Consider the following 25,861-nt stretch of genomic DNA (forward strand, 5'->3'; position numbering starts at 1 on the left):
CAATCCTCGTCCAATTATTATCACTTTGGGGTTAATGACTTTAAAATCAATTTACTAGAAGATCTGTAATTTGTCTAACTCTCTCGCGGTTGACACCGAAATCAGAATAGCCAACTCGGGAAGCAGAGCGAATATGCACAACACTGTCGCCCTCAGGAAAATACAATTCGACGTCATCAATGTACCCCACAAAAGGGCTTCTCACTTCAAAATGGACATACCCCAAAGTGCTACTGACAATACGAACCCTTCCTTTGCTCAACATAGAGGACTCAATCTTTAACTGAGTCGCCTTACGATCACTTGTGTAAATAATAGGCTCCACATAGTGGACCATATCGTCTGGTGACGCTTGGGTCGACACACAGTTAGGCGAAGTAGGGCAAGATTTCAAAAGACCGTCGGTTACACCAAGGTCTTCTGGCATTTTATTTCCTAGTTTAACGTAAATAAAAAAACCAACGATCACAATGACAATCAATGCAAATAACCAGCGAACCATGCCTCTACCACTCCTAACTGCTTTTTATATTAACGAAATGATCTCTTGCCTGGTTTTTTCGGCTTAAACTCAGGCTTATCACTGCTCTGCCAATCAAATCCTTTCGCCGCACGACGAGCGCCGCCTGCTGTCGCTTTATTCTTGTGGCGTTTTACTTCAAGCTGCTGCTGTTGAGTTTTAGGTTTTAACTCAGACAATTTCAGATCCACCATGGCACACAATGAGTTAACATCAGGTGCTTCCATTTCTACCCAACGGCCTACTTTTGCCTTAGATGGCAAGAAAACAGGACCAAAGCGTACACGTTTCAAACGGTTCACTTTCACACCTTGAGATTCCCATAGACGACGCACCTCACGGTTACGACCTTCCATCAGGCAGACATAGAACCAACGGTTAATGCCTTCACCGCCACCATCAACGATATCGGTAAACTTCGCAATACCATCGTCTAAGATCACACCTTTTTTAAGTGTGGCAAGATTCTCTTCTGTGACTTCTCCCATAACACGAACCAAATATTCACGGTCAATCTCAGTGGAAGGATGCATCAATCTGTTTGCCAATTCACCGTCTGTCGTGAACAACAGCAAGCCGGAGGTATTAATATCCAAACGACCTACAGCAATCCAACGTTCGCCTCGTAGCTTTGGCAGTTTATCAAATACCGTTGGGCGACCTTCAGGGTCTTTACGGGTACAGACTTCACCTTCAGGTTTGTTGTAAATAATAACACGGCGATTTTCACCCGCTTCTGTTGGTACAATCGCATAACCATCTATGGTAATAGTGTCTTTGGTACTCACGCGATCGCCTAATGTCGCCACCTCGCCATTCACCAATACACGTCCTTCACGAATGCGATTTTCCATCTCACGGCGTGAACCTTGACCCGCTCTTGCTAATACTTTTTGTAACTTTTCGTCCATTACGAACCTCTTAGAGGGAATGCTTCTCAGCAACCCAGTTTTGATAATTTAATTAACCATTTTTTGCATTATAATCCACACACCGTCAGCCTTGACAGCTGAATATTCAACAATTTATTGAAATGGCGCAGGATTACCAGCACCGACACGAATTACTTCGATATTATCCGCGTCCATCTTCACCACGGTCGTTGGTTCTAGCCCACAAAAACCGCCGTCAATCACTAAATCTAGCGCATGTTCGAGCGTATCGCGAATATCGTAAGGGTCGGTCATTGTATCGCTCTCCCCTGGCAAAATAAGAGACACACTCATAATTGGCTCACCCAGTTCTTCTAATAATGCCGCGACAATATTATTTTTAGGAATTCGAATACCAATGGTTTTTCTTTTCGGGTGTAAAAGTCGTCTTGGTACTTCCGAAGTCGCATTAAAAATAAAAGTGTAAGGCCCTGGGGTATTGTTTTTTAATAACCGATACAAGCGATTATCAAATCGAGCATAAGTTGAAATTTCAGAGAGATCACGACACACCAAGGTAAAGTTGTGCTTGTCGTCTAAACGGCGAATGGCACGAATCCGATCCTGCGCCGCTTTATCGCCTAAATGACAGCCAAGTGAGTAACCACAATCCGTTGGATAAGCAATAACGCCGCCGTTGCGAATAACCTCGGCGGCCTGTTTAATTAGGCGCGCTTGGGGGTTTTCTGGATGTATTTGAAAAAATTGACTCAACCTGTTCTCCACTAAAAAATTATCAAACTACTCGTCATAACGCCACCACGATCACTGACGCATACTATCATTATGTAACCACTCTAGAAGCGACTATACCAACATTAAACAACTCATTGCCCTATATCGATGACCAGGTTTGCCACACTAGATCCACTTCACCTTCATGTATTTGAGTGAATTTCCCCACCTGCATCCACGGTCCAAATGGTCCATGATAATCACTGCCGACGGAGGCTTTTAAGTCAAACTCTCTCGTCAAACGTTCAAGTAAACGGACACTGTCAGGACGCTCATTACCAGAGACAATCTCAATCCCTGTTCCGCCCCACTTTTTGAAGTCACTTAATAAACGCTTCAATTTCGTCACCGTCAATGGATAACGCTTGGGGTGGGCAAGTACCAGTGCCATATCTTCATCTGCCAATGCGCTTAACACTTGCTCCAGTTCTGGCCAAACATCGCGCAACTGCCCTAATTTTTTATTCCCCAAATAACGATCAAATGCTTTGTTAGCGTCTTTTACAAAGCATTTTTCCACCAGTAAAGAGGCAAAATGCGGCCGACCTAATTGGCTGTTCCCAGCCAGCGCGACCGCCTCGTCGAATAAATCCGGCAAACCTTGTTTCACCAATAAATCCGCAATCCGCCGAGCACGATCAAGACGTATTGCTTGGTTACCTTCGACAATAGACAACAATGCCGGATTATCAGCAGAAAAATTTAATGCCACCATATGCAAAGGAATGCCATTCCACTGGGTAGACAGCTCAACGCCATTAATAAAACTTAATCCATGCTCGGCAGCGCGAAGCCTTGCCTCGGGAAGACCATCTAGTGTGTCATGATCGGTTAAAGCGAACAGCGACACACTCTGCTCAACAGCTAAATCCACCAATTCGGCAGGAGAAAAGTGTCCATCCGAACAGGTGGAATGTGTATGTAAATCGACTTTTCGATATCTTGCTGCTTCAGGCATAGATTGACTGTTCTTTAATAGGAATGGTGTTTAGTATTGGAACAGCATACATACATTTTAGTATACATTCACCGGGTTTTTATATGAAAATACTATTTGACTTTCTTCCTATTATTATTTTCTTCATTACCTATAAAATGACAGGCAATATTATTATTGCCACTGCCATTTTAATTCCGGCTACCCTCATTCAAGTGGCTTTTACATGGTTCAAAAACCGTACCATAGAAAAAATGCACCTCGTGTCTTTGATATTGGTGGTTTTGCTAGGAGGAGCGACCGTTTTATTAGGAGATGGGGATTTTATTAAGTGGAAACCGACCATTGTAAACGGCCTTTTTGCTATTGCATTTTTAGGTAGCCAATTTATCGGAGAGAAAAATATTATCCAACGCATGATGGGCGATACATTAGAGCTTCCCTTTAAAGTATGGCGCACGCTAAACCTTGCCTGGGTCGGTTTTTTTATGATTTCTGGTGGCGCAAATTTATACGTTGCCTTTTCTTACAGCGAAGAGATTTGGGTCGACTTTAAACTCTTCGGTTTATTAGGAATGACTCTTGTGTTTATCATACTACAAGGTCTTTACTTATCATCACACTTACAAAATAAGGAATAACAATGCTTTACTCTATTATCGGTGACGATGTGGCCAATAGCCTTAACGCTCGCAAGCAAGCACGTCCAGCGCATTTGGCTCGTTTAGAAACACTGCAACACGAAGGACGCCTAGTGTTGGCCGGCCCCAATCCTGCTATTGACTCAGACAACCCTGGCGATGCAGGCTTTAGTGGCAGCGTTGTTGTTGCTGAATTTGCCAGCCTTGAAGAAGCAAAAGCGTGGGCGGACGCCGACCCTTACGTGGCGGCGGGCGTTTATGAAAAAGTGACAGTGAAGCCTTTTAAGCAAGTTTTTCCAAACGCCTAAAACCCCATCCTAACCCTCCCCTTCAAAGACACAGGGGAGGGAACAAAATCGTTCTTAGGCCTTTCCTCTGCTAAGCGCTGTGTGGGCTGGATTATTTTTTAACGTCGGAATGGCCAAGATCTCGCTCTGGATCTATCACATCTCGCATTCTTTGTTTTAATACTTTTGCCTCAGGAAAACCGTCTTCTTTTTTTCGACACCAAATCTCTTCACCGTTTACTCTGACTTTAAAAATCCCACCTTGAGTTGGTATCAAGGTGACACTTTTAATATCATCATCAAATGTCGTTAGCAGTTCTTGAGACAACCAAGCGGCGCGCAACATCCAACGACATAATGTACAATACTCAATCTCAACGGTTGCAGTTCGCATTTGCTTTCTCTCCGGTAAATTAACAAGGCGTCTTAACACGCCATAACACAACTCATACTATTGCTGACTCATTTAATAAGGAAGTAGCACCATGCGTAAATCTCTTATCACCAGTTTGGCTTTACTTGCACTTTGCTCACAGGTCAACGCCACTGAAGTCGATATCATTACTAATCAAGGTACCATTCGAGTCGATCTAGAAGACACCGCCGCTCCCAAAACCGTCGCGAATTTTCTACGCTACGTTGACGAAGGCTTTTATAATGGTACCATTTTTCATCGCGTGATTCGTGGCTTTATGATTCAAGGCGGCGGGTTCACCAGCGATTTAGAACGTAAAACGACGCATAAAGCCGTGGCTTATGAAGGCGATAATCAACTGGCCAACAATCGAGGCACATTAGCCATGGCGCGCACTCAAGATCCAAATAGCGCCACATCTCAGTTTTTTATTAATCAAGTTGATAATGCTTTTTTAAACCATGGTACTCGTGGTGCAGCCGGCTACACAGTATTTGGTAAAGTGATCTCAGGCATGGAAATAGTGGACGCTATTTCAGCCGTTCCAACATCCACCGTCGGACCTTACCAAGATGTCCCAACCTCCCCCGTGATTATCGAGAGCGTGACGCGTGTTAACTAGTTACCAACTCTCCCCTCCTGACATCCGTTGGGGAGACGATGGCGCGCCTCACTCAAGCCAGTTCGATGATGTGTACTTTGATAAAGAGTCTGGCCTCGAAGAAACGCGCCATGTATTTATAAACAATAATCACCTGAGTGATCGCTGGTCGTCCATGCAAAACAACACCTTTGTCATTGCTGAGACGGGCTTTGGCACAGGGCTGAATTTTTTATGTGCTTGGCAAGCATTTTTAAACAGCGCAACCGACGATAAACAGCTGCATTTTATTTCGGTGGAAAAGTTTCCAATGACAAAGGCCATGTTGGCCGATGCATTAAAAATGTGGCCTTCCATAGCGCATTTCAGTCAGCCATTAATTAACGCCTATCCTGACGTTTGTCATGGTTTTCATCGCATAGAGCTTGAGCAAGGTCGAGTCCAATTAACACTTTGGTTTGGTGAAGCTGAAGACGGTTTTGCAGCGCTAAATGCCGATGTAGATGCTTGGTTTCTAGATGGCTTCGCCCCCAGCAAAAATCCTGAAATGTGGTCTGACAACCTGTTTAAACATATCCATCGTCTTAGCCACCAAGGCACTACGTTCTCAACGTTCACCGCCGCTGGCATTGTGCGCAGAGGATTAAAAAATGTTGGCTTTGATGTCCGCAAAGTAAAGGGCTTTGGACAAAAAAGAGAAATGTCTGTCGGTGAACTCAATACCGCCACGGCACCATTGTCTGAACGCATGGCACAGGGTAAATCATGGTTCAATCTTCGCAGTGATAAGCGGTCAGAGGTCACTAAAGTATTAGTGGTTGGCAGTGGATTGGCTGGCGCCAATACCGCTTATGCACTGGCAAAACAAGGCATCAAAGTAGAAGTATGGGAACAAGATAACGTCATTGCGGACGGCGCCTCGGGCAACCCACAAGGCATGCTATACCCCAAACTAACAACACAAGACACCTATCTGAACCGCTTTTATCTCGCGGCTTATCTCTATGCGACCCGACTCTACAACAAACTGGATACGGTGGGCACTTTTTGGAATCAATGCGGCCTTATTCAAATTCCCAAAAATGACAAAGAAGCCGAGCGTTTTCAAAAATTGCTAGACCAGCAACTCTATCCACAAAGCATTTTACACGCCGCAACAAACAGAAAAGACAGCTTGTTATTACCCCTATCAGGCTGGGTAGCACCGAAAAAACTTTGTGAGACACTGTTATCTCACCCAAACATTCAGCTGCGGCTCAATACCAAACTGACACAATTGCAATACCTCGGTGAACAACAAGAAAATGGCACGGCAACGGGCTGGCAAGCCGCTTCAACCAGCCACTCCGATGTTTTCTCTCACGTTGTGTTATGCACAGCAAATGATAGCAAAGCCTTCAGCGAGCTTTCCCATTTGCCTATTTATGCGATCCGAGGGCAAGTGTCACAAATGAACGTCAAGGACGCTGTCAATGCGTGCCGACAAAAAGGCGAATCCGCCGAAAAAATCAACATTGACAAAGTGTTATGTGAATTTGGCTATGTTTCACCACCGCTCGAGGGCCTGATCCATTTTGGCTCGACTTATGACTTGAAAGATCAAGATACCGCTGTGCGAGAAGAGGGACACAATAGGAACCTTACTATTCTCGAAAATCTACTCGGATTAGAAAGCGATACATTTACAAGCAAAGATTGCGAAGGCAGAGTGTCGTTTCGTTGCGCCGTGCCTGATTACACTCCGATTGTCGGCCCGATACAATCGGCAGAGAGTTATCAGCAGCACTATTCTAGATTGAGCAAAAATGCCAAATGGAAATCTAACAAAGTCGCTGAGCCAAATAAGCAGCTATATGTCAATATTGGTCATGGTTCAAGGGGACTAATTTCTACCCCGCTGAGTGCTTGCTTTATTGCCAGCTTAATCACGAACACGCCCTCACCTTTAGAGCAAAACGTTAGCCATAAACTGCACCCAAGTCGTTTTATCATTCGCGACCTGAAACGCAGCCAAAATACATAGCGCTACCACTGCACGCCATTTCTATGCAAATTGAATTGGATGCAGTGGTCTCTTATGCGACCAGTCGGTTACGACTCAAAGAGCTCGCAGGCGCTTGGAATAAGTTCCACAAATCGGCTAGAGGTTTGTGGACGAAACACGTACTTGTTAAGCTCTGGCAACAATGTGCGCAACTTATCACTCAACTGCAGTAAGCTTGGGTTAATTGGCTCATAAGGATAAACATGATCCTGTAAGCTTAGCTTATGCAATTCATCAAGCTCGTCTTGCAGTATGCTTTTCATCGCAAAAAAGCGATCTTTTTGATTAATATCGTTGGTTTCCCAATAAGCATCAGAAAACGCAGCATTTAATTCATAAAAGATATGCAATGCATCAGCAACATTTTTTTTAGACATATTATCTCCATCTTTTTGAGCAATCTTCACATTGCCCCTTGTATTGTTTAACCCTAACCTTATAACCTACATTCTAAACGTGAATTGATATAGGTGAATACCCCTTGAGTACAACAATCCATCATGCCGTGACTTCTGACAATTTATGGCAATCTTTGCAAGCGGAAGCCAAAAAACTTGCACTAGACGAACCTATTTTAGCCAGTTATTTTAATACCACTATTTTACGCCATGATTCGTTGTGTTCCGCTTTAAGCTTTTTACTGGCTAGCAAGCTCGATAGCATATCAATTCCCGCTATGGTATTACGAGAAGTATTCGAAGAAGCCATGGCAGATACCCACTCTGGCATTGTACGATGCATCGAGCAAGATATTTTAGCCATAAAAGAACGTGATGCCGCGTGTGATACGTTTACCACCCCCTTACTGTTTTTTAAAGGCTTCCATGCATTACAAACCTATCGTGTCGCCAATTGGCTGTGGAAAAATAACCGCAAAAGCTTAGCCCTGTATTTACAAGGACAAATGTCCATGGTGTTCAGCGTCGACATTCACCCCGCTGCCACCATAGGCTGTGGCGTCATGCTAGACCACGCCACAGGTCTTGTGGTGGGTGAAACCTGTGTGATTGAGGACAACGTCTCTATTTTGCAATCCGTCACTTTAGGCGGCACAGGGAAAGAACATGGCGATCGTCACCCTAAAATACGTTCCGGTGTACTTATTGGTGCAGGCGCGAAAATTCTTGGCAATATTGAAGTCGGGGAAGGCGCGAAAATTGGGGCGGGTAGCGTCGTACTAGAACCGGTTGAACACCATACGACGGTTGCTGGCGTACCGGCGAAAATTGTAGGACGCAACACAGGTGAAGAGCCATCCAGAGTCATGGATCACAACATCAATCATTGTGTTCGAGATTGCGTGGAATAGTCAGATCAAAAATAACTACGATCTTAGAAGAGATCGTAGTTATTCAATTCACTTTTCGGAATCATCTTAATAGTTTCGCTTTCTGTATCAAACAGTAATACAGCGTTCCCATTTCGCAACGATCCTAACGCCTGTTCACGCTTCTGAGCCACAGATAAATCATAATCACCATAATCGGTGCCATCACGTGACACGATATCATCCAAAATCGTCTCTAAAGTGTCGGGAGCCAACGAATCGTAAGGTATTAAAGTGTCCAATTATATTGCTCCATGTTGACTCAGCAGGGCAATAACCCCAGCTTCATCAATGATTGGTACATTAAGGGATTGGGCTTTGGTGAGTTTCGAACCCGCTTTTTCACCGGCAACTAAGCAGTCTGTTTTCGCCGATACAGAACCACTGACTTTAGCACCTAATGCCTGCAATTTATCCTTTACTTGATCACGACTAAATTGACTTAAAGAACCGGTTACCACGTAGGTTTTGCCAGAAAGCGGCAATTCATCCGTTGACACTGGCTGCTTTTTCTCCCAGACAACCCCAGCCGCTAGCAGACCTTTGATAGTTTCTCGATTCAATTCTTGATCAAAAAACAGCCTAACGTGTTGCGCAACAATAGGACCCACATCCTCTACTTCTACCAAAGCATCTTGATCGGCCGCCATTAAATCCTCCAGCGCCGTGAAGTAAGTTGTTAAGGCGCGAGCCGTCGCTTCGCCTACCTCACGAATGCCTAACGAGTAAATAAAGCGGTTAAACTGTGTATTCTTTGCCGTCTCAATAGAGGCAAGCAGCTTCTCGACCGATTTCTGCCCCATGCGCTCCATCGCTAACAGAGTGTCTTTCTTCTCACTGAGAGTAAAAATATCCACCGGCGTTTTAACCAGTTCTTGATCCACCAGCTGCTCAATCAACTTATCGCCCAAACCATCAATGTCCATGGCTTTACGAGAAACAAAATGCTTTAGGGATTCTTTTAGCTGCGCCCCACACACTAAACCGCCAGTACAGCGAATCACAGCTTCGCCTGCCACTTGTTCTAAGTCGGAACCACACACAGGACATGTTTCTGGAAACACTACCTCTGTCGCGTCAGCGGAGCGCTTGTCTAACACGACCTGAACGACTTTAGGTATCACGTCGCCAGCGCGGTGAACAATCACATAATCGTTCACTTTGACACCCAAACGCGCTATCTCATCTTTATTGTGCAAGGTGGCATTAGAAACGGTTACACCGCCAACAAACACAGGCTCTAATCGTGCGACTGGGGTAATTGCCCCCGTGCGACCCACTTGAAAGTCCACACCGAGTACTCGGGTCATTTCCTCTTGCGCAGGAAACTTCCTAGCAATCGCCCAGCGTGGTGCACGGGCAATAAAACCTAACTGGTTCTGTAACGCTATTTGATCCACTTTGTAAACAATACCATCAATGTCGTATGACAAATCAGCACGCTTTTCGTTAAGCATCTCATAGTATTCAATACAGCCTTGCGCCCCTTCTGCTGTCGCCATCAGATCATTGGTACGAAAGCCCCACTCGTTCAACTGTAGCAACCCCTCGTAATGGCTTTTAGGCTGATCCCAACCTTCCACATAGCCAATCGAATAGGCACACATCACTAAAGGACGAGTCGCAGTAATCTTAGGGTCAAGCTGGCGTAAACTGCCTGCCGCCGCATTACGTGGGTTAACAAACGTCTTTTCACCCTGCTCTAACGCTAAAGCATTGAGCTTTTCAAAGCCGTCTTTTGGCATGTATATTTCACCACGAACTTCTAACACCGCAGGCGGCGTTTGCGTGCGTAACTTCAGTGGAACAGAATAAATCGTTTTAATATTCGAGGTAATGTCTTCACCAGACAAACCATCACCACGAGTCACACCTCGAACTAAACGGCCGTTTTCATAACGTAAACTAATCGCCAAACCATCTAATTTAGGCTCACAGCAATAGGTAATAGACGCCACTTTAAGCAGTTTACGAATACGCTGATCGAAATCTGACAAGGACTCATTGTCAAAAGCATTGTCCAAAGACAACATGGGCACAGTATGAGCGACATTGGCAAAACCGCTGTCGGGCTTTTCACCGACACGCTGAGTGGGAGAATCCGCTTGAATCCAATCTGGGTGTTTGGCCTCTATATCCTGAAGCTGACGATAATCACGGTCATATACTGCATCAGGAACGATGGGGTCGTCTTTTACATGATAAGCATAGCTGTAATCGTTAAGTTGCTGAATCAACTCCAGCATCTGCTGATGCGTCATGTTTGTCTCTTGGCTCATATATCAATTAACTCGATTTCTTTTAGCTTGTAGTAAATATTAACGGCAAAAAACAAGGCCCCTCGGGGCCTTGGTTTATCTTACTGCTTATTGCGCATTAACCGACGGCGCTCAAAATCACGTATTCGTTGTCGACAATGTGCGATGGTTTGATCACTCATTGGCGAGCGTCGTTCATCACGCAATTCACCACCTAGGTTACGCACCAAGGCTTGAGCGGTTTCCAGCATAAAATCGAACGCCTTCATACTATTCTTAGGTCCAGGTAACCCCATAAAGAAACTCACACCTGGACAATCACTTTCGCCCATAGTTTCTAAATTAAAGGTGCCTGGCTCAATGGCATTCGCCATACTAAACTGTACTCGACCACGATCGAATCCGTCTTCATGACGATGGAAGATATCCATTTCACCATAACGCATGCCGCAATTTAAAATAAGTTGAAGCAGCTCTATTCCAGAAAAACTTTGTCCTTCTGGAGCAAACACGTTAATCACGATGACTTCTTCAATCTCAACAATGCCTTTGTCTTGTTTATCCTCTATACCGTTAACATCATCAACCAAATGACTCGGTGTTATTTGATCGATATCGATTTCTGAATAGCTGCGCTCATAGTCCTCATCGCCATCATATTCGCTGCGATGATGTGTCTCTGGCGTATAGTCAAGATTGAGATCGTCGTGCTCATAAAAGCCGTCATCTGAGTAATTTTGCTCAGACACTGCGGAGTCCCCAAAATCACGTTCAGGCACTAACGACGCTAACTCATCAAGATGTAAGTCCTCTCCCCTATCCAATTCTGGACCCGAATCGACCTTATGAGGAACCTCGGTTAAAGGCGACTTAGCCGTTTTGCGAGCATTTTCAAACGCATTGGTAATAGGATCGGCAGCGGGTCGACTCACTCTAGACGACATTTTCCCGTATCCCATGGTGGCTCTTTGTCTAACCAATGCATCATTTGATTCATCGGCATCAGCATAACCACCTGTTTGAGCATGCTCTTGACCTTTTTTATATCGACGAAATCCATCTATGAGGATCACAACAATGATGACGACCCCAATCAAGATTAGCCATTCACGCAAGCTAAATTCCATTACACATTCCGAATAGCATCAATTAAAGTTGACTGTATTATCAAACGAAGCGCCTTAGGATTCAATTACAAGGCCACCTTGATTACGAAAATCTCTCTACTATTTACCAGTAGATTATGCTTTATACCGATAATTCGTCCTTTTGTCAGATCATTGTCATTAATATTTGATAATTTCACCACCAAATCCACTGTTTGCACTTGAGCCAACGTGGCTGTTGGCGTCATTGAATCTAGATTCGTTAACAAAATCGGTTGCTCCAAATCCTCAGGAAATACTCTTTGTATTGCCAACGGCATTTTCTGACCATTTAAAACCGCATAAACCAATAATACATCGTCCTGGTGCCACTCGAACTGAGCGGTATCCCATTCGACTTTTACGGCCAACTGATCCGTAATAATGGGCGCCACTTGCTGATAGTCAATACGCCCCAATTCTCTTGCCTTGTTAATGGCTGACAACAAGGCAAGACGCTCTCTAGAATGGGCGCTATAGCGGATCGCTTCTTGCCATGACAGTACGGCGCCTAGATAGTTTTGTTGAGCAAAGTCCGCCACACCTTTTAAATCCAGCGCAATCGCTTGGGTTGGATCTTGTTGCAAAATAGCACTAACCACGGTCTGCATTTTAGGCGAACTTTGGTTCCCATTCGCATAAAAAATCGCCTGCGCGTATTCCACCAATAAAGCCACACGCCCTTCGGCATTTTTGGGCAGTTTTTCTAATGCTGTTTCAAACGCTTCCACCGCCACAGCATATTGTTCAGCCCGCATATACTCCGTGGCTAAGTAATACCAATCTTCTGCTCTGTCATAACGCTCAGTGCGATATTGCAAGAAATCTGTGATTTTTTGCGGGCTCAGCCGCTGCATGTGCAAATCTTGTGTAAAAGACACTTCTTTCGCATAACCAATCCATTGATAGAGACTCACACTGCCGAGTACCGTCATTGCGGTCGCGCCAAGCATGACCCAACGGGCAAAGGTGACATTGGCCTGAAACAAAGGTTTTTTTCGACTGTCTATCGAGTTGGTTTCACTGTCAACATCAACTAACAGTTGCGCTGACTCGTCAGGGGTCAATCGCCCGGCCTCTTCCTCTTCTGCGATTTCTTTTCGACGCACCTCAAAAAATGACAACCGGCTTTTATCTTCTTCTGCAGAGTACTTACCCAAACCATGCGCAATCGAACTAAACAGATAAAACAGACTTAAGACAATCAGTATGATCATCACCAAATACGCGACTATCATAGAGCTCGACCTTGTCGTTTACGATTCGTCATCACCACAAAAATAAAAGCCAATAGCCCTATCCCTAACAGAATAAAGGGCCCATACCAAAGCAAAAAAGTAGCCGTTGAATGCTGCGGTCGATACAACACAAACTCACCATAACGGGCCACCATGTAATCCACTATTTCTTGATCTGTCTTGCCTTGCTCTATCATCTGGTAGACTTGTTCACGAAGATCCACCGCAATACCAGAGCCTGAATCAGCCAAATTTTGATTCTGACATTTTGGACAACGTAACTCTTCGACCAAACTTTGATAACGTGTTTTGTTCAACTCTGTACGAAACGTCATTTCTTCTTGAGCAACCGCAGATAAAGACAGCCACATTCCACAGAGCAAAAAAATCCCCTTGATACACCTCATTTCATATAGCCTTTAATGTCAGGCCAATTTTCGGCATTGACCACACCTTGATGTCGATAAACCACCACCCCAGAGCCATCCACCACAAAAGTCTCTGGCGCGCCTGTCACCCCCATATCCATACCAAAGCGCCCCATTTCATCCATTAATACGATTTGATAAGGGTTCCCTTTTTGTTCTAACCATTGCTCCGCAAGGTCTTTCTTATCTTTGTAATCGATACCAATAATTGTCACACCAGAATCGGCCAACGCCATTAAAAAAGGGTGTTCAACATGGCAGGCAGGACACCAAGTGCCCCAGAAATTAATCAAATAAGGCGCCGTCGGCAAATCCTGATGGGTATACACCTGATCGTCTTGCAATGATACCAAAGTAAAGGCAGGCACTTTTTTGCCAACCAAAACAGAAGGCATATATTGAGTGTCTTTACCAAGCTGCAAATAAAGCACCACGCCAAGTATCAAAAAAACCGCCAGAGGTATAAAAAATAACAGTTTACGCATGGTTAGCCTCGCGTCCGTTTTCGATAGCGTTTATCCAATGCGGCCAACAATCCACCCGCCATCATCATCAAACCACCAAGCCAAATCCAGCGTACAAAAGACTTCACGTAAATTCGTACGCCCCAGGCAGAGTCATCCAACCTTTCCCCTAAAGAAACATATAAATCACGCGTAAAACCCGCGTCCAGAGCCGCTTCCGTCATGACCTGCTGGCGGGTGGTAAAAAAGCGCTTTTCGGGGTGCAGCACGGCAACCACTTTATTCGCATAATAAGCGGTAAATTGCCCTTTGCTTGCCACATAATTTGGCCCTTTTACTTGCTCCATTTGGTCAAAGTGAAATTCATAACCTGCTACCCTTGCTCGGTCCCCAGGGGATAATCGCAACATAGATTCCTGACTGTTAACACTGACCAAAACAATGCCCACCAAGGTCACGACCATACCAAGATGCGCCAATAACATACCGTAGTAATTTCTTGGCAATTGTCGAGCACGGGGAATAATGCCTTTCGCTCCGGCAGAGACCTTACCAAACCAATCAGTGAAGGATAAACATACCCCCCAAAATGCCACCGCCAAACTGAGCCAAACGGTAAAACCAAACTCATAACAATAAACCACCAAACCAGCCGATAAAACAGCGACAACGGCAGCAACAGAACACACCTTAAAAATCACATTAAATGGCGTATGATGCCATTTAGAAAGAGGTCCAACCGCCATAAACACTATCAGCAACAACGCAATCGGCGTAAAAACACTATTAAAATACGGCGCACCAACAGAAATTTTTCCCAAGCCTAACGCATCAAAGATCAAGGGATATAAAGTCCCCAATAAAACCGTTAAGGTTAAAACCGTTAATAGGATGTTATTGAGCAGCAACCAGGCTTCTCGTCCTGTCGCACCAAAAGACACACTGGAACGCACCTCTGCCGCTCGGATGGCATACAACAACAAACTACCGCCAACAAACACCACAAGCAAAGCAAGAATAAACATGCCGCGCGTAGGATCTGCAGCAAAAGAATGCACCGAGGTGAGCACGCCGGAGCGAACCAAAAATGCCCCAAGCAAGGAGAGGCTAAACGTAAAAATCGCCAGCAAGACAGTCCAGCTTTTAAACACACCTCGTTTTTCTGTCACCGCAAGAGAATGCAACAAAGCCGTTCCCGCCAACCAAGGCATAAAAGAGGCGTTTTCCACAGGATCCCAAAACCACCAACCACCCCAGCCTAATTCGTAATAAGCCCACCAGCTGCCTAAGGTAATGCCCAGTGTCAGAAACGCCCACGCTGCGGCCGTCCAAGGTCTTACCCAACGCGCCCAAGATGCATTTAAATTCCCCGTAATCAAAGCCGCGACAGCAAAGGCAAAGGCCACAGAGAAACCGACATACCCCATATACAAAACAGGCGGATGCACAATCAGACCAAAATCTTGCAGCAGTGGATTCAGATCCCCGCCATCGGCGGGCACATCTGGCAATAAACGCGCAAAAGGCGAAGAGGTAAAGAGTAAAAAGGATAAAAAACCAACACAGATCATGCCTAACACAGACAAAACAACCGGACCGACATCTTCCGGTAAGGTTCGTACCTTTATCGCTACCGCGGAGCACCAGCCAGACAAAACCAGCACCCAAAGTAATAATGACCCTTCATGGCCGCCCCACAAAGCACTGAACTTATACCAAACGGGTAACTGGCTGTTCGAGTTCTGACTCACATACAGCACCGAAAAATCGTCCATCAAAAAAGACGCGCTCAAGATAACAAAGCTTACCAACACTAAAGCCGACATAATAAAAGTAAGCGGTTGCGCACTTTGCAATAAGAAACGATTGCCTTTCCGATAGCCAATTAAGGGCAAAAAAGCCAGCGACAGGGCAAAAAACAACGACAATATCAGTGAAAACTGACCAATCTCAGGAAACATATTCAGCCTAAATTAATAAGTAGATTGCGTGGACGCATGATTCTCATCCATCGAACTTTGGGCATTTTTCAATGCCTCTGATACTTCAGGAGGCATGTATTTCTCATCATGCTTTGCCAATACTTCGGTTGCTTCAAATACCCCCTCTTCGTTCAATCTCCCCAAAGCCACAATGCCCTGACCCTCTCGAAATAAGTCTGGCAGAATACCACGATACTCAATGGTCACTTTGTGCTGAAAATCGGTCACGTCAAACGCAACCGCCAAGGTATCAGAATGGCGTGTTACACTGCCTTTTACCACCATGCCACCTGCGCGAATATTGGTATTTCGCGGCGCTTCTCCCATCACGATCTGGGACGGAGAGAAGAATAAATTGATATTTTGTTGCAAGGCGTACATCACCAAACCCACCACTGCGCTCAGTATCAAGACAAGAACGGTGATGACGAGTAAGCGTTTTTTTCTAACCGGATGCATTAGCGAGACACGCTCCTTTTAAAACGTTTGCGTAAGGTGTCTTGTGTTTTTCGACGTGTCGACAACGTGCTCCAAACCAACCATGCTAACGCCAACGTACTGAAGCCATAAGCCGACCAAACATACACACCGTGGGTTCCCATCATCAAAAACGCTGACAGACTATCAAAGGCCATTCTCTGTTACCTCTTGCTTGACCCAACTGGACCTATGTTCACGTAGCAATATTTCTGACTGCATTCGCCACAGAACGAGCCCAGCTACAAAACAGTACAACCCAATGACAGAAAAGAGTAACGGCAACCACATTTCTGCAGGCATTTCAGGCTTTTTCGTCAAGGTAAAAGTCGGCCCTTGATGTAAGGTCTCTAACAACACCACGGAATACTTAATAATGGGTAAGTTAATCAGCCCCACAACGCTAAGAACAGCCGCGGCTTTGTTGGCTAATAGCACATCATCTATGGTATTTTGCAAAGCAATAATGCCCATATAAAGCAAAAACAACACCAACACAGAAGTCAGTCTAGCGTCCCAAACCCACCAAGTCCCCCAAGTAGGCTTGCCCCAAATGGCCCCAGACACCAAAGCAATCAATGCCATAATGGCACCAACTGGCGCCATTGCCTTGATGAAAATGGGTGACATTTTCATCTGCCAGACAAGAAAAACAACACCTGCAATCCCCATCGCCAAGTAACAAGATTGCGCCAACATCGCCACTGGCACATGAATGTAAATGATGCGAAAACTGTTGCCTTGCTGATAATCAGCGGGCGCAAAAGCCAGCCCCCACACTAAGCCAATTACAAGACACAAACAGCCAAAACAGAAAACAGGTAAAGCCCACGCTTTAGACCAAGAATAAAACCACTTTGGCGAACCCAATTTGTGAAACCATGCCCAGTTCATGCGTTCACACTCGCTTTGACTGCAATCGCCGTCATAAAAGGCGATATAACTAAAGACAACAAAGACATCGCCAACAACATCGCCAAGAAACCAGAGTACGGCAAACCTGCCTGCGCCGCTTTGACCGCTAACGTCGAGAAAATAATCACTGGCAAATAAAACGGCAATATTAGCAACATCACCAACATAGCACCTTGTTTTATCGACACCGTTAATGCTCCACCAATCACGCCAATGAAAAATAAGCTCGGCGAGCCAACCAACAAGGTGCCGATCAACGCCCAAAAACCGGAGCTTGGCAAGTACAGCATTTCCGCTAACAAAGGCATCGTGATAAGCAAGGGCAGCATAACCACCAACCATTGTGCGATGATTTTTAATACGATCAATAACGGTAAAGAAAGTCCGCTAACGACTAACTGCTCCAAAGAGCCGTCTCGATGATCTTCTTTGAATGTGCTTTCTAACGCCATTAAGACAGCCAATACCGTGGCACACCAGATAATACCAGCCGCTGCTGGGGCTAAAAATTCAGGTGACGAATTAACACCGATCGGAAATAGAACAACCACAATAATAAAAAACAACAGAGCATTGAAGACATCTTGTTTGCGACGCCACAACACCAAAAACTCAGCTTTTAAGAAAGAAGAATACGTCATGGCAACAACATCACGTCACGGGAAGCGAGGGACAGCAAATTCTGATGGCTTGTTAATATCACCATCCCACCAGCCAAAGCATGCTGTTGAATACGCTCTTCTAACAGCTCAACCCCTTTCACGTCCAAAGAAGCAAAGGGTTCGTCTAGCAGCCAAAGTGTTTTTTGGCTCAACCATAAACGCGCCAATGCAACACGACGAGTTTGTCCGGCAGAAAGCTTTTTAACCGGTGTATCCATGTAATCGATAAGCTCCAGCGATTTTAATGCCTCGTGTAAAACATTTGTGCAAACGTCAGGGCAATACCAACGAATATTTTCAGCCACACTGAGCCGTTGTTTAACACCAACCGAATGGCCAATATAGAGCGCATCTTGCTGCAATATGCTTCTGTCTAAGGTGACATCTTCGCCCGAATACGCTATCCGCCCCTCTTCAGGGGAAAGAGCGCCGACAATGACTTTTAACAAAGAACTCTTACCCGCCCCATTTTCCCCTAGGATTCGTACGACGTCACCAGACTGGACACTAAAAGAAAGCCCTTTACACAAGTCCCTTTCAGCACGTTCAATCCAAAGGTCTGATATGGTTAATGAAGCAAAAGATTGCAAAAGATATTTCCAATTCGGCCGATATGTAGGTAAAGGTTAACATTATTTGGTGACACGGTTTTTACTATAATACAGCTTAGCTATACTAAAGTGTTTAAACATTATATGAGAATCGTTTCTAAAAGCACAAATCAATCAGCTATGTAAATCAACAGGCAGGCTACATGATCTCTGACATCCAATCTATGCTTAATGCATCTTCAGGCAAGCAGAGCAGCGGGGCGAACAGCGGTAACAATGTATTAGGCAGTACGGGGACCATTGCGAAATTAAGCAGTGAAATCAAACTCATAGAAAATCTCAGCTTGATCAAGTTTCAAGGCAGTGAGTCGCTTAATTTTCAGGGAAAACCCGCACAATTATTACATGCAACCAGCGCACAACACCCCTTCACCCTTGTAAATACAGGCACTCCCATTGATGTTAACAACATTCAGAATGCCAAATTACATAAAAGCAACGGTCTGCAAGCCTCGCTAACGATGCCCCTCGATCCTCAAACAAGTAAGATAGCCACCAATAACCCAAACAGTCCACAGATCCGACAAGCTGATAACCTTATGCTGGCCTCACGCGTTGTCAACTTAACCGTGACAGCCGTGACGCCAAGTGCAACTGCTACTCAAGCCACAAGCCCAACACCACTTACGCCCTTTCAAGCAATCCCCTCTCAAGCGACACCACAGGTTCAGGCAAGTGTAACGTCACCATCAAACACAACGATTACCAGTCACACCTCACCTATATTAGCCACTGTCTCAGATGGTAACGCCGAGTTTACCATTGTGAGCCAAACACCGTTAAAAAAAGGCGATGTCGTTCGCGTTATGGTCGATGCCAATAACAATATGCAAGTGCTGCCAGCAAAAAATCATCCGACACCTAACTCCATTCAAGTTGAAGCACTTAAACACAGCCTACCGAAACAGTTATCTTTTGGGGATATGTCACAACTTGTCAAACAATTGCACACGCTAAACGAAACGTCGTCTGCTAACTTACCGCCACAGACACAACAAGCACTTAAGCAATTGATGCAAAATATGCCCGCGTTAGGAACATTAACCACCTCACCAGAAGCCATGAAACAGGCCATTCAGACCAGCGGCCTTTTTTCAGAGTCCTTGCTAGCGAATGATAGCAGGACACAAATACCTGCCGATTTTAAACTCAACCTCATGCAGCTAAAAGACGCCCAAGAAAACTCAGCAGCATTGCGTCTTACTGGTGTTCCAACCGAACACATTGCCAGTGCCATTGAGCGGATAACCACCAATCAATTACGGCACGTTTCAGAGCAAAATCAGATTAATACTCCAAGCTATCCATTGCACATAGAGTTGCCAATCAAAAACGGCCAAACACCCAGCTTTGTGCAAATGGAAATAGACAAAGACGCCGCAACAGAAGAACAAGCGAAACAAGATAGACGCTGGCTCGTGAAACTGAAATTTGATTTTGAAGAAACAGGACGTTTTGATGCAAGAGCCAGTGTTCAAGCAAACAAGGTAGGAATACTCTTTGCGGCAGAAGAGCCAGATACCGTACAAAAATTACGCCAGAATATCCCTAGTTTAAAACAGCAATTAAAAGACAAAGACATTGAAGTCGAGAGACTGGAGGCGTTCCAAGCAAAACTTGAAAAAGAAAAGAGCCATATTAACAACACACAATCTTTAATCGATGTGAGGACATAATGCAAAAAGCCGTCGCTCTAAAATATGACTTCAGCGCAGCGCCAACCGTGGTGGCAAAAGGGAATGGTTTGCTTGCAGAGAAAATAATGGCCGTCGCCAAAGAAAACGACGTTCTGCTGCACCAAAGTCCTGAGCTTGTTGAATTGCTCAGCACTTTGGAATTAGGCGAAGAAATACCAGAGTCGTTATATTTAGCCGTAGCAGAAGTCATCGCCTTTGCGCACAAAATCAGAGATCATCAGTGGTAATCTGAATTTCTTCGTGACTCTTGCTTCAAAAGGCTAATCAACTCAGCCTCTGCTCGAATCAGACCACACTTAGACACCAAGTCATCAATCGTTGCTCCCATTTCCAAAAGCTCCATGGCGCGATTGTAAGAAACACCGCCTTCTTTTGACAAAATTTCAGACTGTTTTTCCACCGCTAGATTTAGTTTTTTCTCAATAGCTACCAAGCGCCGTCCCATACCAATCGATCCCGATGCGAGCACCTGAACCTGTTTTTTTTGATTCAGCTCCGCTTCAGTATGCTGCTGCTTCATTCGCTTTACTTGCTTTGATAACCGAAAAGCCCACACGACAACAGCAATTAAGATCACAAACTGAAGCGTCAGGAGAAGGTTAAATAACCACTGAGATTCCATCTAGTACAACTACCTTAATACTCACATTGTGCCAACTTCAGACCACTCATCTTCCGATAGAAGCTTATCAAGATCTACTAGAATTAATAAGATATTGTTCTTATGACAAACCCCTTGAATAAACTTAGAGGATTCATCATTACCAACACTAGGAGAAGGCTCAATTTCAGACTGACGTAGATACACCACTTCTGACACCGCATCCACCAAAATACCAATCACATGACCCTCTACCTCAAGGATCATAATGCGTGTTGCATCTGTAATCTCACCAGAAGGTAAACCAAATCGCTGGCACGTATCTATCACCGTCACTACGGTGCCACGTAGGTGAATAATACCCAAGACAAAACTCGGCGCACCAGGCACTGGCGCAACCTCAGAATAGCGCAATACCTCTTTCACTTGCATGACATTCACACCATAAATTTCATGCTCTAGGCGAAATGTTACCCATTGCAACATAGGGTCGTCTGTATGATTTCCGCTTTTTAACGCTATGCTAGTCGCCATTATCTGTCTCCAAAGATCAAAAAATGATCAATAAAATTATTTTACTGCTCTTCTAAACCCATTATTTGGGTCATCTAACAATTCTATAAAACCTTGTACATCAAGTATGGCACACATATGGTCAATCACGGTACCTGCCAACCAAGGTCGTTTACTTCTATCACTTCGCCACTTGACTTGTGATGGCTCTAACGTGATTGCCTCAGCAACACGTTCACACGCCACCCCCCAATTAGAACGATCAAGCTGTATTACAAATTTAAAATTCTCTTTCATCTCACCCTGGTAATGATTAGGCATGACCCAAAGTGCGGTATCTACAGTTCTAAGATTAAATTCTCCCACATTTGCCACTCCCATAAACCAGTTGGGCTGCCCAAATATAGAAGTTAATTTATCCTTACTGCTTTGGAAAATGCCACCTAATTCAACCAAGGGCACCGCCATTTTTAATCCACCAACATAAAAAAGTAGGCATTCAAACCGACCTGTTGCCCAAGGCAAAGGGTCTGTCCTAGAAACCTTCTTCACAGGTTCTTGTTCTGGCTCTAATTCTAGCTCTGGCTGAGCAAGATGGGGTTCTTCAGCAGCGTCTGACAACCCATTCACTTGTGATGATATGGCTTCTTCGAAATCTTTGAACGATGCATCTAAAGACGAAAGCTCATCGTCACTTAACCCAAAACCTGAAACCTTTGACGCTTCCGTCGCTTCTGACTCATCAACATCTTCTGGCTCATCAGCATCGTCTAGCTCTTCTGACTCATCAATATCGTCTGTCTCTTCAGACGAGTCAAACTCTTCAGCCGTATTTTGATCTTCAATAACCGCTTGATCATCCGCTTGCTCAGTCGTTGCCTCTTGCAGCAAATCGTCAAGATAACGCTGTACTGCTATTTGCGGTCCAATAAGAGCCTGTTCTTTACTTTTTGTTTCTTTCATAAACTATTACTATCTCGCTGGGTTCAGCAAAGAATCCATTAGGCTAGCGTAAGCCTTTATTCCTCGTGCATTAGGATCCAATGCAGAAGGCGCTATACCTGCAGTACTCGCATCCCTTAATTTGGTATCTACAGGAATAACAGAGTGCCACACTAGCTCTTCATAAGTGTCTTTTAAGCTACGCAGGCTTTTATTGGATGCCTGAGTGCGTCGGTCAAACAAAGTGGGAACAATCAAAAATGGCACCGGCCTCTTTCTGGCTCGATTGATCATTGTGAGAGTTCTGACCATTCTCTCTAACCCTTTAATCGCCAAAAACTCAGTTTGTACTGGTATTACTAACTGTTGACAGGCCGCTAACGCATTAATCATTAACACGCCAAGGACTGGAGGGCTATCAATTAGCACATAATCATAATCGTCCCATAAAATCGCTAGGGTTTTTGAGACAACTAACCCCATCCCACCTTGTGCTTGTGCATGACGTTCTAACGTGGCTAAAGCCGTAGACGCAGGCAATAAGGATAAATTAGGATGACCTGTCTCAAGAATCAAAGAGGCGGGCAAATCTGCTGGAATCTTGTTGGGTGTTTGAAAAAGATTATAGGCACTCTTTTCTATAGAGTCTGGATCAAAACGAAAATAACTGGTCAAAGATCCATGAGGATCTAAATCAATCATCAACACTCGATGGCCTGCGTCCGCTAACAATCCTGCCAAGGACACTACTGTGGTCGTTTTTCCAACGCCGCCTTTTTGATTCGCCACTGCCCAAATGTGCACTCTGACTCCCCTGCTACCCTATGCTATTATTTTGCTTACGAATTCCTTGCAATCATATACAGTAATACGCTATTGAAACAAGTAATCATGTAGATTATCCGCCTCACGCTTACTAATTCGCAAAATAACTCGACGATTTTGTTGACGAGCAAAATCATTGGTATTTCTTACCTTAGGATGCTCACTTGAAAAACCAATTGGCGCGATCATTTTTGGATCTACCCCCCTGTAAACTAATTCATCTACGACAGAAGAAGATCGCAAACTCGACAAATGCCAATTCGAAGCTAGACGTCTTGAATTAACGGGTAAATCATCGGTATTGCCCTCTACTAGTATGACTGATGGATAGGCTTTTAAAACATTGGCCACTAAGATAAGCAAAGCAACCGCTTCATTCGTTAAGTCGTATTCTCCTTGCCCAAACAGCAAGCCAGATTTTAACTCTAAGCTTACCCAGTCGGCAGATTCACTAACGGAAATTTGGCCTGAAGCATGCAAACCAGAAAACTGCTTCTCCACCACCTGACTTAAAAGCGCATAAACCGCCGAGGACGTATTTTCTTCAATCGTTGGTAGCGCAGCTGGAATCGGTTTAGCCTCAATTACCTCAATATCTTTAGGCTCCCCAACAATAGGCTCGCCAATATTAATGGGCTTTACTGACTTTTGTACGGCATCAAACACGCCTTGAAGTGTCTCTTTTAGGCGCTGTTCGTCCCCTGAGTTTTTCAATGATATGGAATATAACGCAACAAAAAAGGCAAACAATAAAGTAATAAAATCGGCATACGATAGTATCCAACGGTCTCGACCTTGCGCACTGGAAGTGGACGATTTAACCGCCACTCGACGACGCCTTGATGGTCGAACAGGAGTGTCACTCATAGGTGTTAAGCTCAAGCTCAAGTCGATAAGGGTGTTTGCCTATCGCAATGCCGCAGATGCCATCGATCAGCAACTGGTGATATAACAGTTCTTTTTCGATATAGCCGGTCAGCTTTTTGGCAATAGGAAAAACAACCAAGTTAGCAAATCCTTGCCCATAAAGTGTCGACACAAAGGCCACCGCAATGCCGTGTCCTAGGGCTTCAGGACTGTCTAAGTTTGCCATAGCTTGGATCAACCCCAATACAGATCCCATGATCCCTAACGTAGGAGCATAACCTCCGATCGACTCTATAAAAGATACGCTTTTCATGCGTTTATCATAAATACGCACGGCATCATCATTTAGTCGATCCGCTAACAGGTCAGGGTCTGTTCCATCGATTGCCATTTGCAGAGCGCGCGATGAGAAACGATTACCCATGGCATCAATATCAGACTCTAATGCCAATAAGGACAACCTTCTGGCTTTATGGGCAAGATTGTTTAAAGTCGCTCTAGCGGAATTAAAATTGTAAACGGGTGGGAAGAGACTCCATTTAATCAAAACAAGCGCTCGAGTCGCCTCTTGAATGCTGCTTTGAATTAATGAGGCCCCAATACTGCCAACAATGACTATAATGGCAGAGGGAAGATTGAGAAGGAGAATAACCTCTCCTCCTCCTAACCAATTAGCTAGAAATACAGAACTGAACGCAATGAGAAGACCAGCTAAGGTGATGAAATCCACTAACTGACCTCACGTGCAATACGTTCACCAATATGATCTAGATCTATGATTTCATCCGCCAAATTCGCCTTCTCTACAGCCATTGGCATGCCGTATATGACACAAGACTCTTCGCTTTGAATCCAAACTCTTGAACCAGAATTTTTCAGCATACGAGCCCCTTCACGACCATCTACGCCCATTCCTGTCATCACCACAGATAATACTTTACCCGGATAACATTTGGACGCAGAGCCAAACGTAACATCTACAGAAGGCTTATAATTAAGCCGTTCGTCACCATCCAGAATCCGAACACACCCACCATTACGGGGGTCAATCATCATCTGTTTGCCACCGGGTGCCAACAAAGCAACCCCCGCTTGCAAACGATCGCCATCTTGTGCTTCTTTTACCGTAATTTGACAAATATTATTAAGTCGTTCAGCAAAGGCACCAGTAAAGGCCGCAGGCATATGCTGAACCAACACCAAAGGAGCTGCAAAATCCTTAGGCAGTTTAGTCAATACAGCCTGAAGCGCCATAGGACCTCCTGTAGAGGTTCCGATCGCCACCAAACTCACTCGCTTTCTGACTCGAGGTATGATGACACCACGATCAGTAACAATTGGCTTGGGCGCCTCCCTAGGCGCTAGAGCAGCCACTGGTCCTCTGTTCCCCGAAAAACGGGTTCTAGCAACCAGTAACACTCTCTCAACCAAGGCCCGCTTAACGACCGCAGAATCGCGTGAAATATCTTCGAAATTCTTTGGCATGAAGTCAACCGCGCCAGCCTCTAGAGCGTCCAAAGTGACTTTGGCGCCCTCATGAGTCAACGAGGAAAACATCAACACCGGTGTCGGTTTGAGTTTCATTATGTTAGCTACGGCTGCGATGCCGTCTAGGACAGGCATCTCATAATCCATGGTAACCACATCAGGCGATAAAGATTGCACTTTATCTATCGCCTCTCTTCCATTATTTGCAGTACCGACAACGGTTAATCTGGGATCCGCTTCGAATATCTCAACTAAACGACGTCGAAAGAAACCAGAATCATCAACAACCAGCACCTTAACAGGCATATC

The 25,861-nt window shown here is 44.8% G+C and carries 32 protein-coding genes; 7 read left to right on the top strand and 25 right to left on the bottom strand.

The features are described from left to right. Nucleotides 1-46 precede the first annotated feature (46 nt). The 4 genes from DK187_RS00415 to DK187_RS00430 all read right to left on the bottom strand — a co-directional run bounded on the left by DK187_RS00415 (nt 47) and on the right by DK187_RS00430 (nt 3,145). Nucleotides 47-502, bottom strand: coding sequence for a DUF1499 domain-containing protein (locus DK187_RS00415; RefSeq protein WP_111605353.1), 456 nt, complete (start codon nt 500-502; stop codon nt 47-49). Between the two features lie 29 nt (nt 503-531). Next, nucleotides 532-1,431, bottom strand: a complete 900-nt coding sequence (rluB, locus tag DK187_RS00420) for a 23S rRNA pseudouridine(2605) synthase RluB (RefSeq protein WP_111605354.1) — start codon at nt 1,429-1,431, stop codon at nt 532-534. A 114-nt stretch (nt 1,432-1,545) separates the two neighbouring features. Next, complete coding sequence (locus DK187_RS00425) at nt 1,546-2,166, bottom strand: L-threonylcarbamoyladenylate synthase (protein WP_111605355.1); 621 nt, start codon at nt 2,164-2,166, stop codon at nt 1,546-1,548. Between the two features lie 121 nt (nt 2,167-2,287). Further along, nucleotides 2,288-3,145 carry a PHP domain-containing protein gene (locus DK187_RS00430; RefSeq protein ID WP_111605356.1) on the bottom strand — a complete coding sequence of 286 codons (858 nt, stop codon included), beginning with the start codon at nt 3,143-3,145 and terminating at the stop codon, nt 2,288-2,290. 83 nt (nt 3,146-3,228) lie between these two features. On the opposite strand from DK187_RS00430, the gene DK187_RS00435 reads away from it, so the two are divergent. Together DK187_RS00435 and DK187_RS00440 are read left to right on the top strand one after the other, a co-directional pair. Further along, nucleotides 3,229-3,765 (top strand): septation protein A, encoded by a 537-nt coding sequence (locus DK187_RS00435; protein ID WP_111605357.1) that lies wholly within the window; start codon nt 3,229-3,231, stop codon nt 3,763-3,765. Between the two features lie 2 nt (nt 3,766-3,767). Continuing rightward, the gene (locus DK187_RS00440; RefSeq protein WP_111605358.1) at nt 3,768-4,073 is read left to right on the top strand and encodes a YciI family protein; all 306 of its coding nucleotides are present in this window, start codon (nt 3,768-3,770) and stop codon (nt 4,071-4,073) included. Nucleotides 4,074-4,164: 91 nt separating this feature from the next. Here the strand turns inward: DK187_RS00440 and DK187_RS00445 are convergent, their stop codons facing one another. Continuing rightward, entirely contained in the window at nt 4,165-4,446 is a 282-nt protein-coding gene (locus DK187_RS00445) for an Rdx family protein (RefSeq protein ID WP_111605359.1), read from the bottom strand. 91 nt (nt 4,447-4,537) lie between these two features. Here DK187_RS00445 and DK187_RS00450 point away from each other — a divergent pair, with 91 nt between their 5' ends. Then, the gene (locus DK187_RS00450) at nt 4,538-5,089 is read left to right on the top strand and encodes a peptidylprolyl isomerase (RefSeq protein WP_111605360.1); all 552 of its coding nucleotides are present in this window, start codon (nt 4,538-4,540) and stop codon (nt 5,087-5,089) included. Beyond that, nucleotides 5,079-7,091 (top strand): bifunctional tRNA (5-methylaminomethyl-2-thiouridine)(34)-methyltransferase MnmC2/FAD-dependent 5-carboxymethylaminomethyl-2-thiouridine(34) oxidoreductase MnmC1, encoded by a 2,013-nt coding sequence (gene mnmC / locus DK187_RS00455; RefSeq protein WP_111605361.1) that lies wholly within the window; start codon nt 5,079-5,081, stop codon nt 7,089-7,091. The genes DK187_RS00450 and mnmC overlap by 11 nt, the downstream gene beginning before the upstream one ends. Before the next feature lie 68 nt (nt 7,092-7,159). Here the strand turns inward: mnmC and DK187_RS00460 are convergent, their stop codons facing one another. Continuing rightward, nucleotides 7,160-7,489, bottom strand: a complete 330-nt coding sequence (locus tag DK187_RS00460; protein ID WP_111605493.1) for a hypothetical protein — start codon at nt 7,487-7,489, stop codon at nt 7,160-7,162. 116 nt (nt 7,490-7,605) lie between these two features. On the opposite strand from DK187_RS00460, the gene cysE reads away from it, so the two are divergent. Further along, complete coding sequence (gene cysE, locus DK187_RS00465) at nt 7,606-8,421, top strand: serine O-acetyltransferase (protein WP_111605494.1); 816 nt, start codon at nt 7,606-7,608, stop codon at nt 8,419-8,421. 23 nt (nt 8,422-8,444) lie between these two features. On the opposite strand, the gene DK187_RS00470 is transcribed toward cysE, so the two are convergent. The 12 genes from DK187_RS00470 to ccmA form a co-directional block, all read right to left on the bottom strand. Then, a complete protein-coding gene (locus DK187_RS00470) occupies nt 8,445-8,681 on the bottom strand; it encodes a YheU family protein (protein WP_111605362.1) in 237 nt (78 codons plus the stop codon). Beyond that, on the bottom strand, nt 8,682-10,700 hold the full coding sequence (gene ligA, locus DK187_RS00475) for an NAD-dependent DNA ligase LigA (protein ID WP_111605363.1): 2,019 nt from the start codon (nt 10,698-10,700) through the stop codon (nt 8,682-8,684). Nucleotides 10,701-10,798: 98 nt separating this feature from the next. Further along, nucleotides 10,799-11,824: a cell division protein ZipA gene (gene zipA / locus DK187_RS00480; RefSeq protein WP_111605364.1), complete on the bottom strand. Its 1,026-nt coding sequence runs from the start codon at nt 11,822-11,824 to the stop codon at nt 10,799-10,801. A 65-nt stretch (nt 11,825-11,889) separates the two neighbouring features. Then, nucleotides 11,890-13,080, bottom strand: a complete 1,191-nt coding sequence (locus DK187_RS00485; RefSeq protein WP_223232215.1) for a tetratricopeptide repeat protein — start codon at nt 13,078-13,080, stop codon at nt 11,890-11,892. Continuing rightward, nucleotides 13,077-13,463, bottom strand: a complete 387-nt coding sequence (locus tag DK187_RS00490; protein ID WP_223232216.1) for a cytochrome c-type biogenesis protein — start codon at nt 13,461-13,463, stop codon at nt 13,077-13,079. The genes DK187_RS00485 and DK187_RS00490 overlap by 4 nt, the downstream gene beginning before the upstream one ends. A gap of 20 nt (nt 13,464-13,483) precedes the next feature. Then, entirely contained in the window at nt 13,484-13,993 is a 510-nt protein-coding gene (locus DK187_RS00495; RefSeq protein ID WP_111605366.1) for a DsbE family thiol:disulfide interchange protein, read from the bottom strand. A gap of 2 nt (nt 13,994-13,995) precedes the next feature. Then, complete coding sequence (locus tag DK187_RS00500; protein ID WP_111605367.1) at nt 13,996-15,933, bottom strand: heme lyase CcmF/NrfE family subunit; 1,938 nt, start codon at nt 15,931-15,933, stop codon at nt 13,996-13,998. A 12-nt stretch (nt 15,934-15,945) separates the two neighbouring features. Further along, complete coding sequence (gene ccmE, locus DK187_RS00505; protein ID WP_111605368.1) at nt 15,946-16,413, bottom strand: cytochrome c maturation protein CcmE; 468 nt, start codon at nt 16,411-16,413, stop codon at nt 15,946-15,948. Beyond that, nucleotides 16,413-16,589 carry a heme exporter protein CcmD gene (gene ccmD, locus DK187_RS00510; protein WP_111605369.1) on the bottom strand — a complete coding sequence of 59 codons (177 nt, stop codon included), beginning with the start codon at nt 16,587-16,589 and terminating at the stop codon, nt 16,413-16,415. The genes ccmE and ccmD overlap by 1 nt, the downstream gene beginning before the upstream one ends. Then, nucleotides 16,579-17,325 carry a heme ABC transporter permease gene (locus DK187_RS00515; protein WP_111605370.1) on the bottom strand — a complete coding sequence of 249 codons (747 nt, stop codon included), beginning with the start codon at nt 17,323-17,325 and terminating at the stop codon, nt 16,579-16,581. The genes ccmD and DK187_RS00515 overlap by 11 nt, the downstream gene beginning before the upstream one ends. Beyond that, entirely contained in the window at nt 17,322-17,987 is a 666-nt protein-coding gene (gene ccmB / locus DK187_RS00520) for a heme exporter protein CcmB (RefSeq protein ID WP_111605371.1), read from the bottom strand. Before ccmB ends, DK187_RS00515 begins: the two co-directional genes overlap by 4 nt. Then, complete coding sequence (gene ccmA / locus DK187_RS00525) at nt 17,984-18,598, bottom strand: cytochrome c biogenesis heme-transporting ATPase CcmA (RefSeq protein ID WP_111605372.1); 615 nt, start codon at nt 18,596-18,598, stop codon at nt 17,984-17,986. Before ccmA ends, ccmB begins: the two co-directional genes overlap by 4 nt. 164 nt (nt 18,599-18,762) lie before the next feature. Between ccmA and fliK the strand changes: the two genes are divergently transcribed. Both fliK and DK187_RS00535 read left to right on the top strand, forming a co-directional pair. Then, complete coding sequence (fliK, locus tag DK187_RS00530; RefSeq protein ID WP_111605373.1) at nt 18,763-20,295, top strand: flagellar hook-length control protein FliK; 1,533 nt, start codon at nt 18,763-18,765, stop codon at nt 20,293-20,295. After that, nucleotides 20,295-20,543: an EscU/YscU/HrcU family type III secretion system export apparatus switch protein gene (locus tag DK187_RS00535; RefSeq protein ID WP_111605374.1), complete on the top strand. Its 249-nt coding sequence runs from the start codon at nt 20,295-20,297 to the stop codon at nt 20,541-20,543. Before fliK ends, DK187_RS00535 begins: the two co-directional genes overlap by 1 nt. Here DK187_RS00535 and DK187_RS00540 read toward each other — a convergent pair. The 7 genes from DK187_RS00540 to DK187_RS00570 all read right to left on the bottom strand — a co-directional run bounded on the left by DK187_RS00540 (nt 20,534) and on the right by DK187_RS00570 (nt 25,858). Then, nucleotides 20,534-20,938: a DUF2802 domain-containing protein gene (locus DK187_RS00540; RefSeq protein WP_111605375.1), complete on the bottom strand. Its 405-nt coding sequence runs from the start codon at nt 20,936-20,938 to the stop codon at nt 20,534-20,536. The two genes, DK187_RS00535 and DK187_RS00540, sit on opposite strands and share 10 nt — an antisense overlap. 21 nt (nt 20,939-20,959) lie before the next feature. Further along, nucleotides 20,960-21,451 carry a chemotaxis protein CheW gene (locus tag DK187_RS00545; protein ID WP_111605376.1) on the bottom strand — a complete coding sequence of 164 codons (492 nt, stop codon included), beginning with the start codon at nt 21,449-21,451 and terminating at the stop codon, nt 20,960-20,962. Nucleotides 21,452-21,487: 36 nt separating this feature from the next. Continuing rightward, nucleotides 21,488-22,393 (bottom strand): chemotaxis protein CheW, encoded by a 906-nt coding sequence (locus DK187_RS00550; protein WP_111605377.1) that lies wholly within the window; start codon nt 22,391-22,393, stop codon nt 21,488-21,490. 9 nt (nt 22,394-22,402) lie between these two features. Further along, nucleotides 22,403-23,176, bottom strand: coding sequence for a ParA family protein (locus DK187_RS00555; RefSeq protein ID WP_111605378.1), 774 nt, complete (start codon nt 23,174-23,176; stop codon nt 22,403-22,405). Nucleotides 23,177-23,245: 69 nt separating this feature from the next. After that, nucleotides 23,246-24,064 (bottom strand): OmpA family protein, encoded by an 819-nt coding sequence (locus tag DK187_RS00560; protein WP_111605379.1) that lies wholly within the window; start codon nt 24,062-24,064, stop codon nt 23,246-23,248. Then, a complete protein-coding gene (locus DK187_RS00565; RefSeq protein ID WP_111605380.1) occupies nt 24,057-24,794 on the bottom strand; it encodes a flagellar motor protein in 738 nt (245 codons plus the stop codon). The genes DK187_RS00560 and DK187_RS00565 overlap by 8 nt, the downstream gene beginning before the upstream one ends. Beyond that, nucleotides 24,794-25,858, bottom strand: coding sequence for a protein-glutamate methylesterase/protein-glutamine glutaminase (locus DK187_RS00570; protein WP_111605381.1), 1,065 nt, complete (start codon nt 25,856-25,858; stop codon nt 24,794-24,796). Before DK187_RS00570 ends, DK187_RS00565 begins: the two co-directional genes overlap by 1 nt. Nucleotides 25,859-25,861 lie beyond the last annotated feature (3 nt).

Origin of the sequence: Marinomonas arctica (genome assembly GCF_003259225.1) — a bacterium.
GTDB classification, from domain to species: Bacteria; Pseudomonadota; Gammaproteobacteria; order Pseudomonadales; family Marinomonadaceae; genus Marinomonas; species Marinomonas arctica.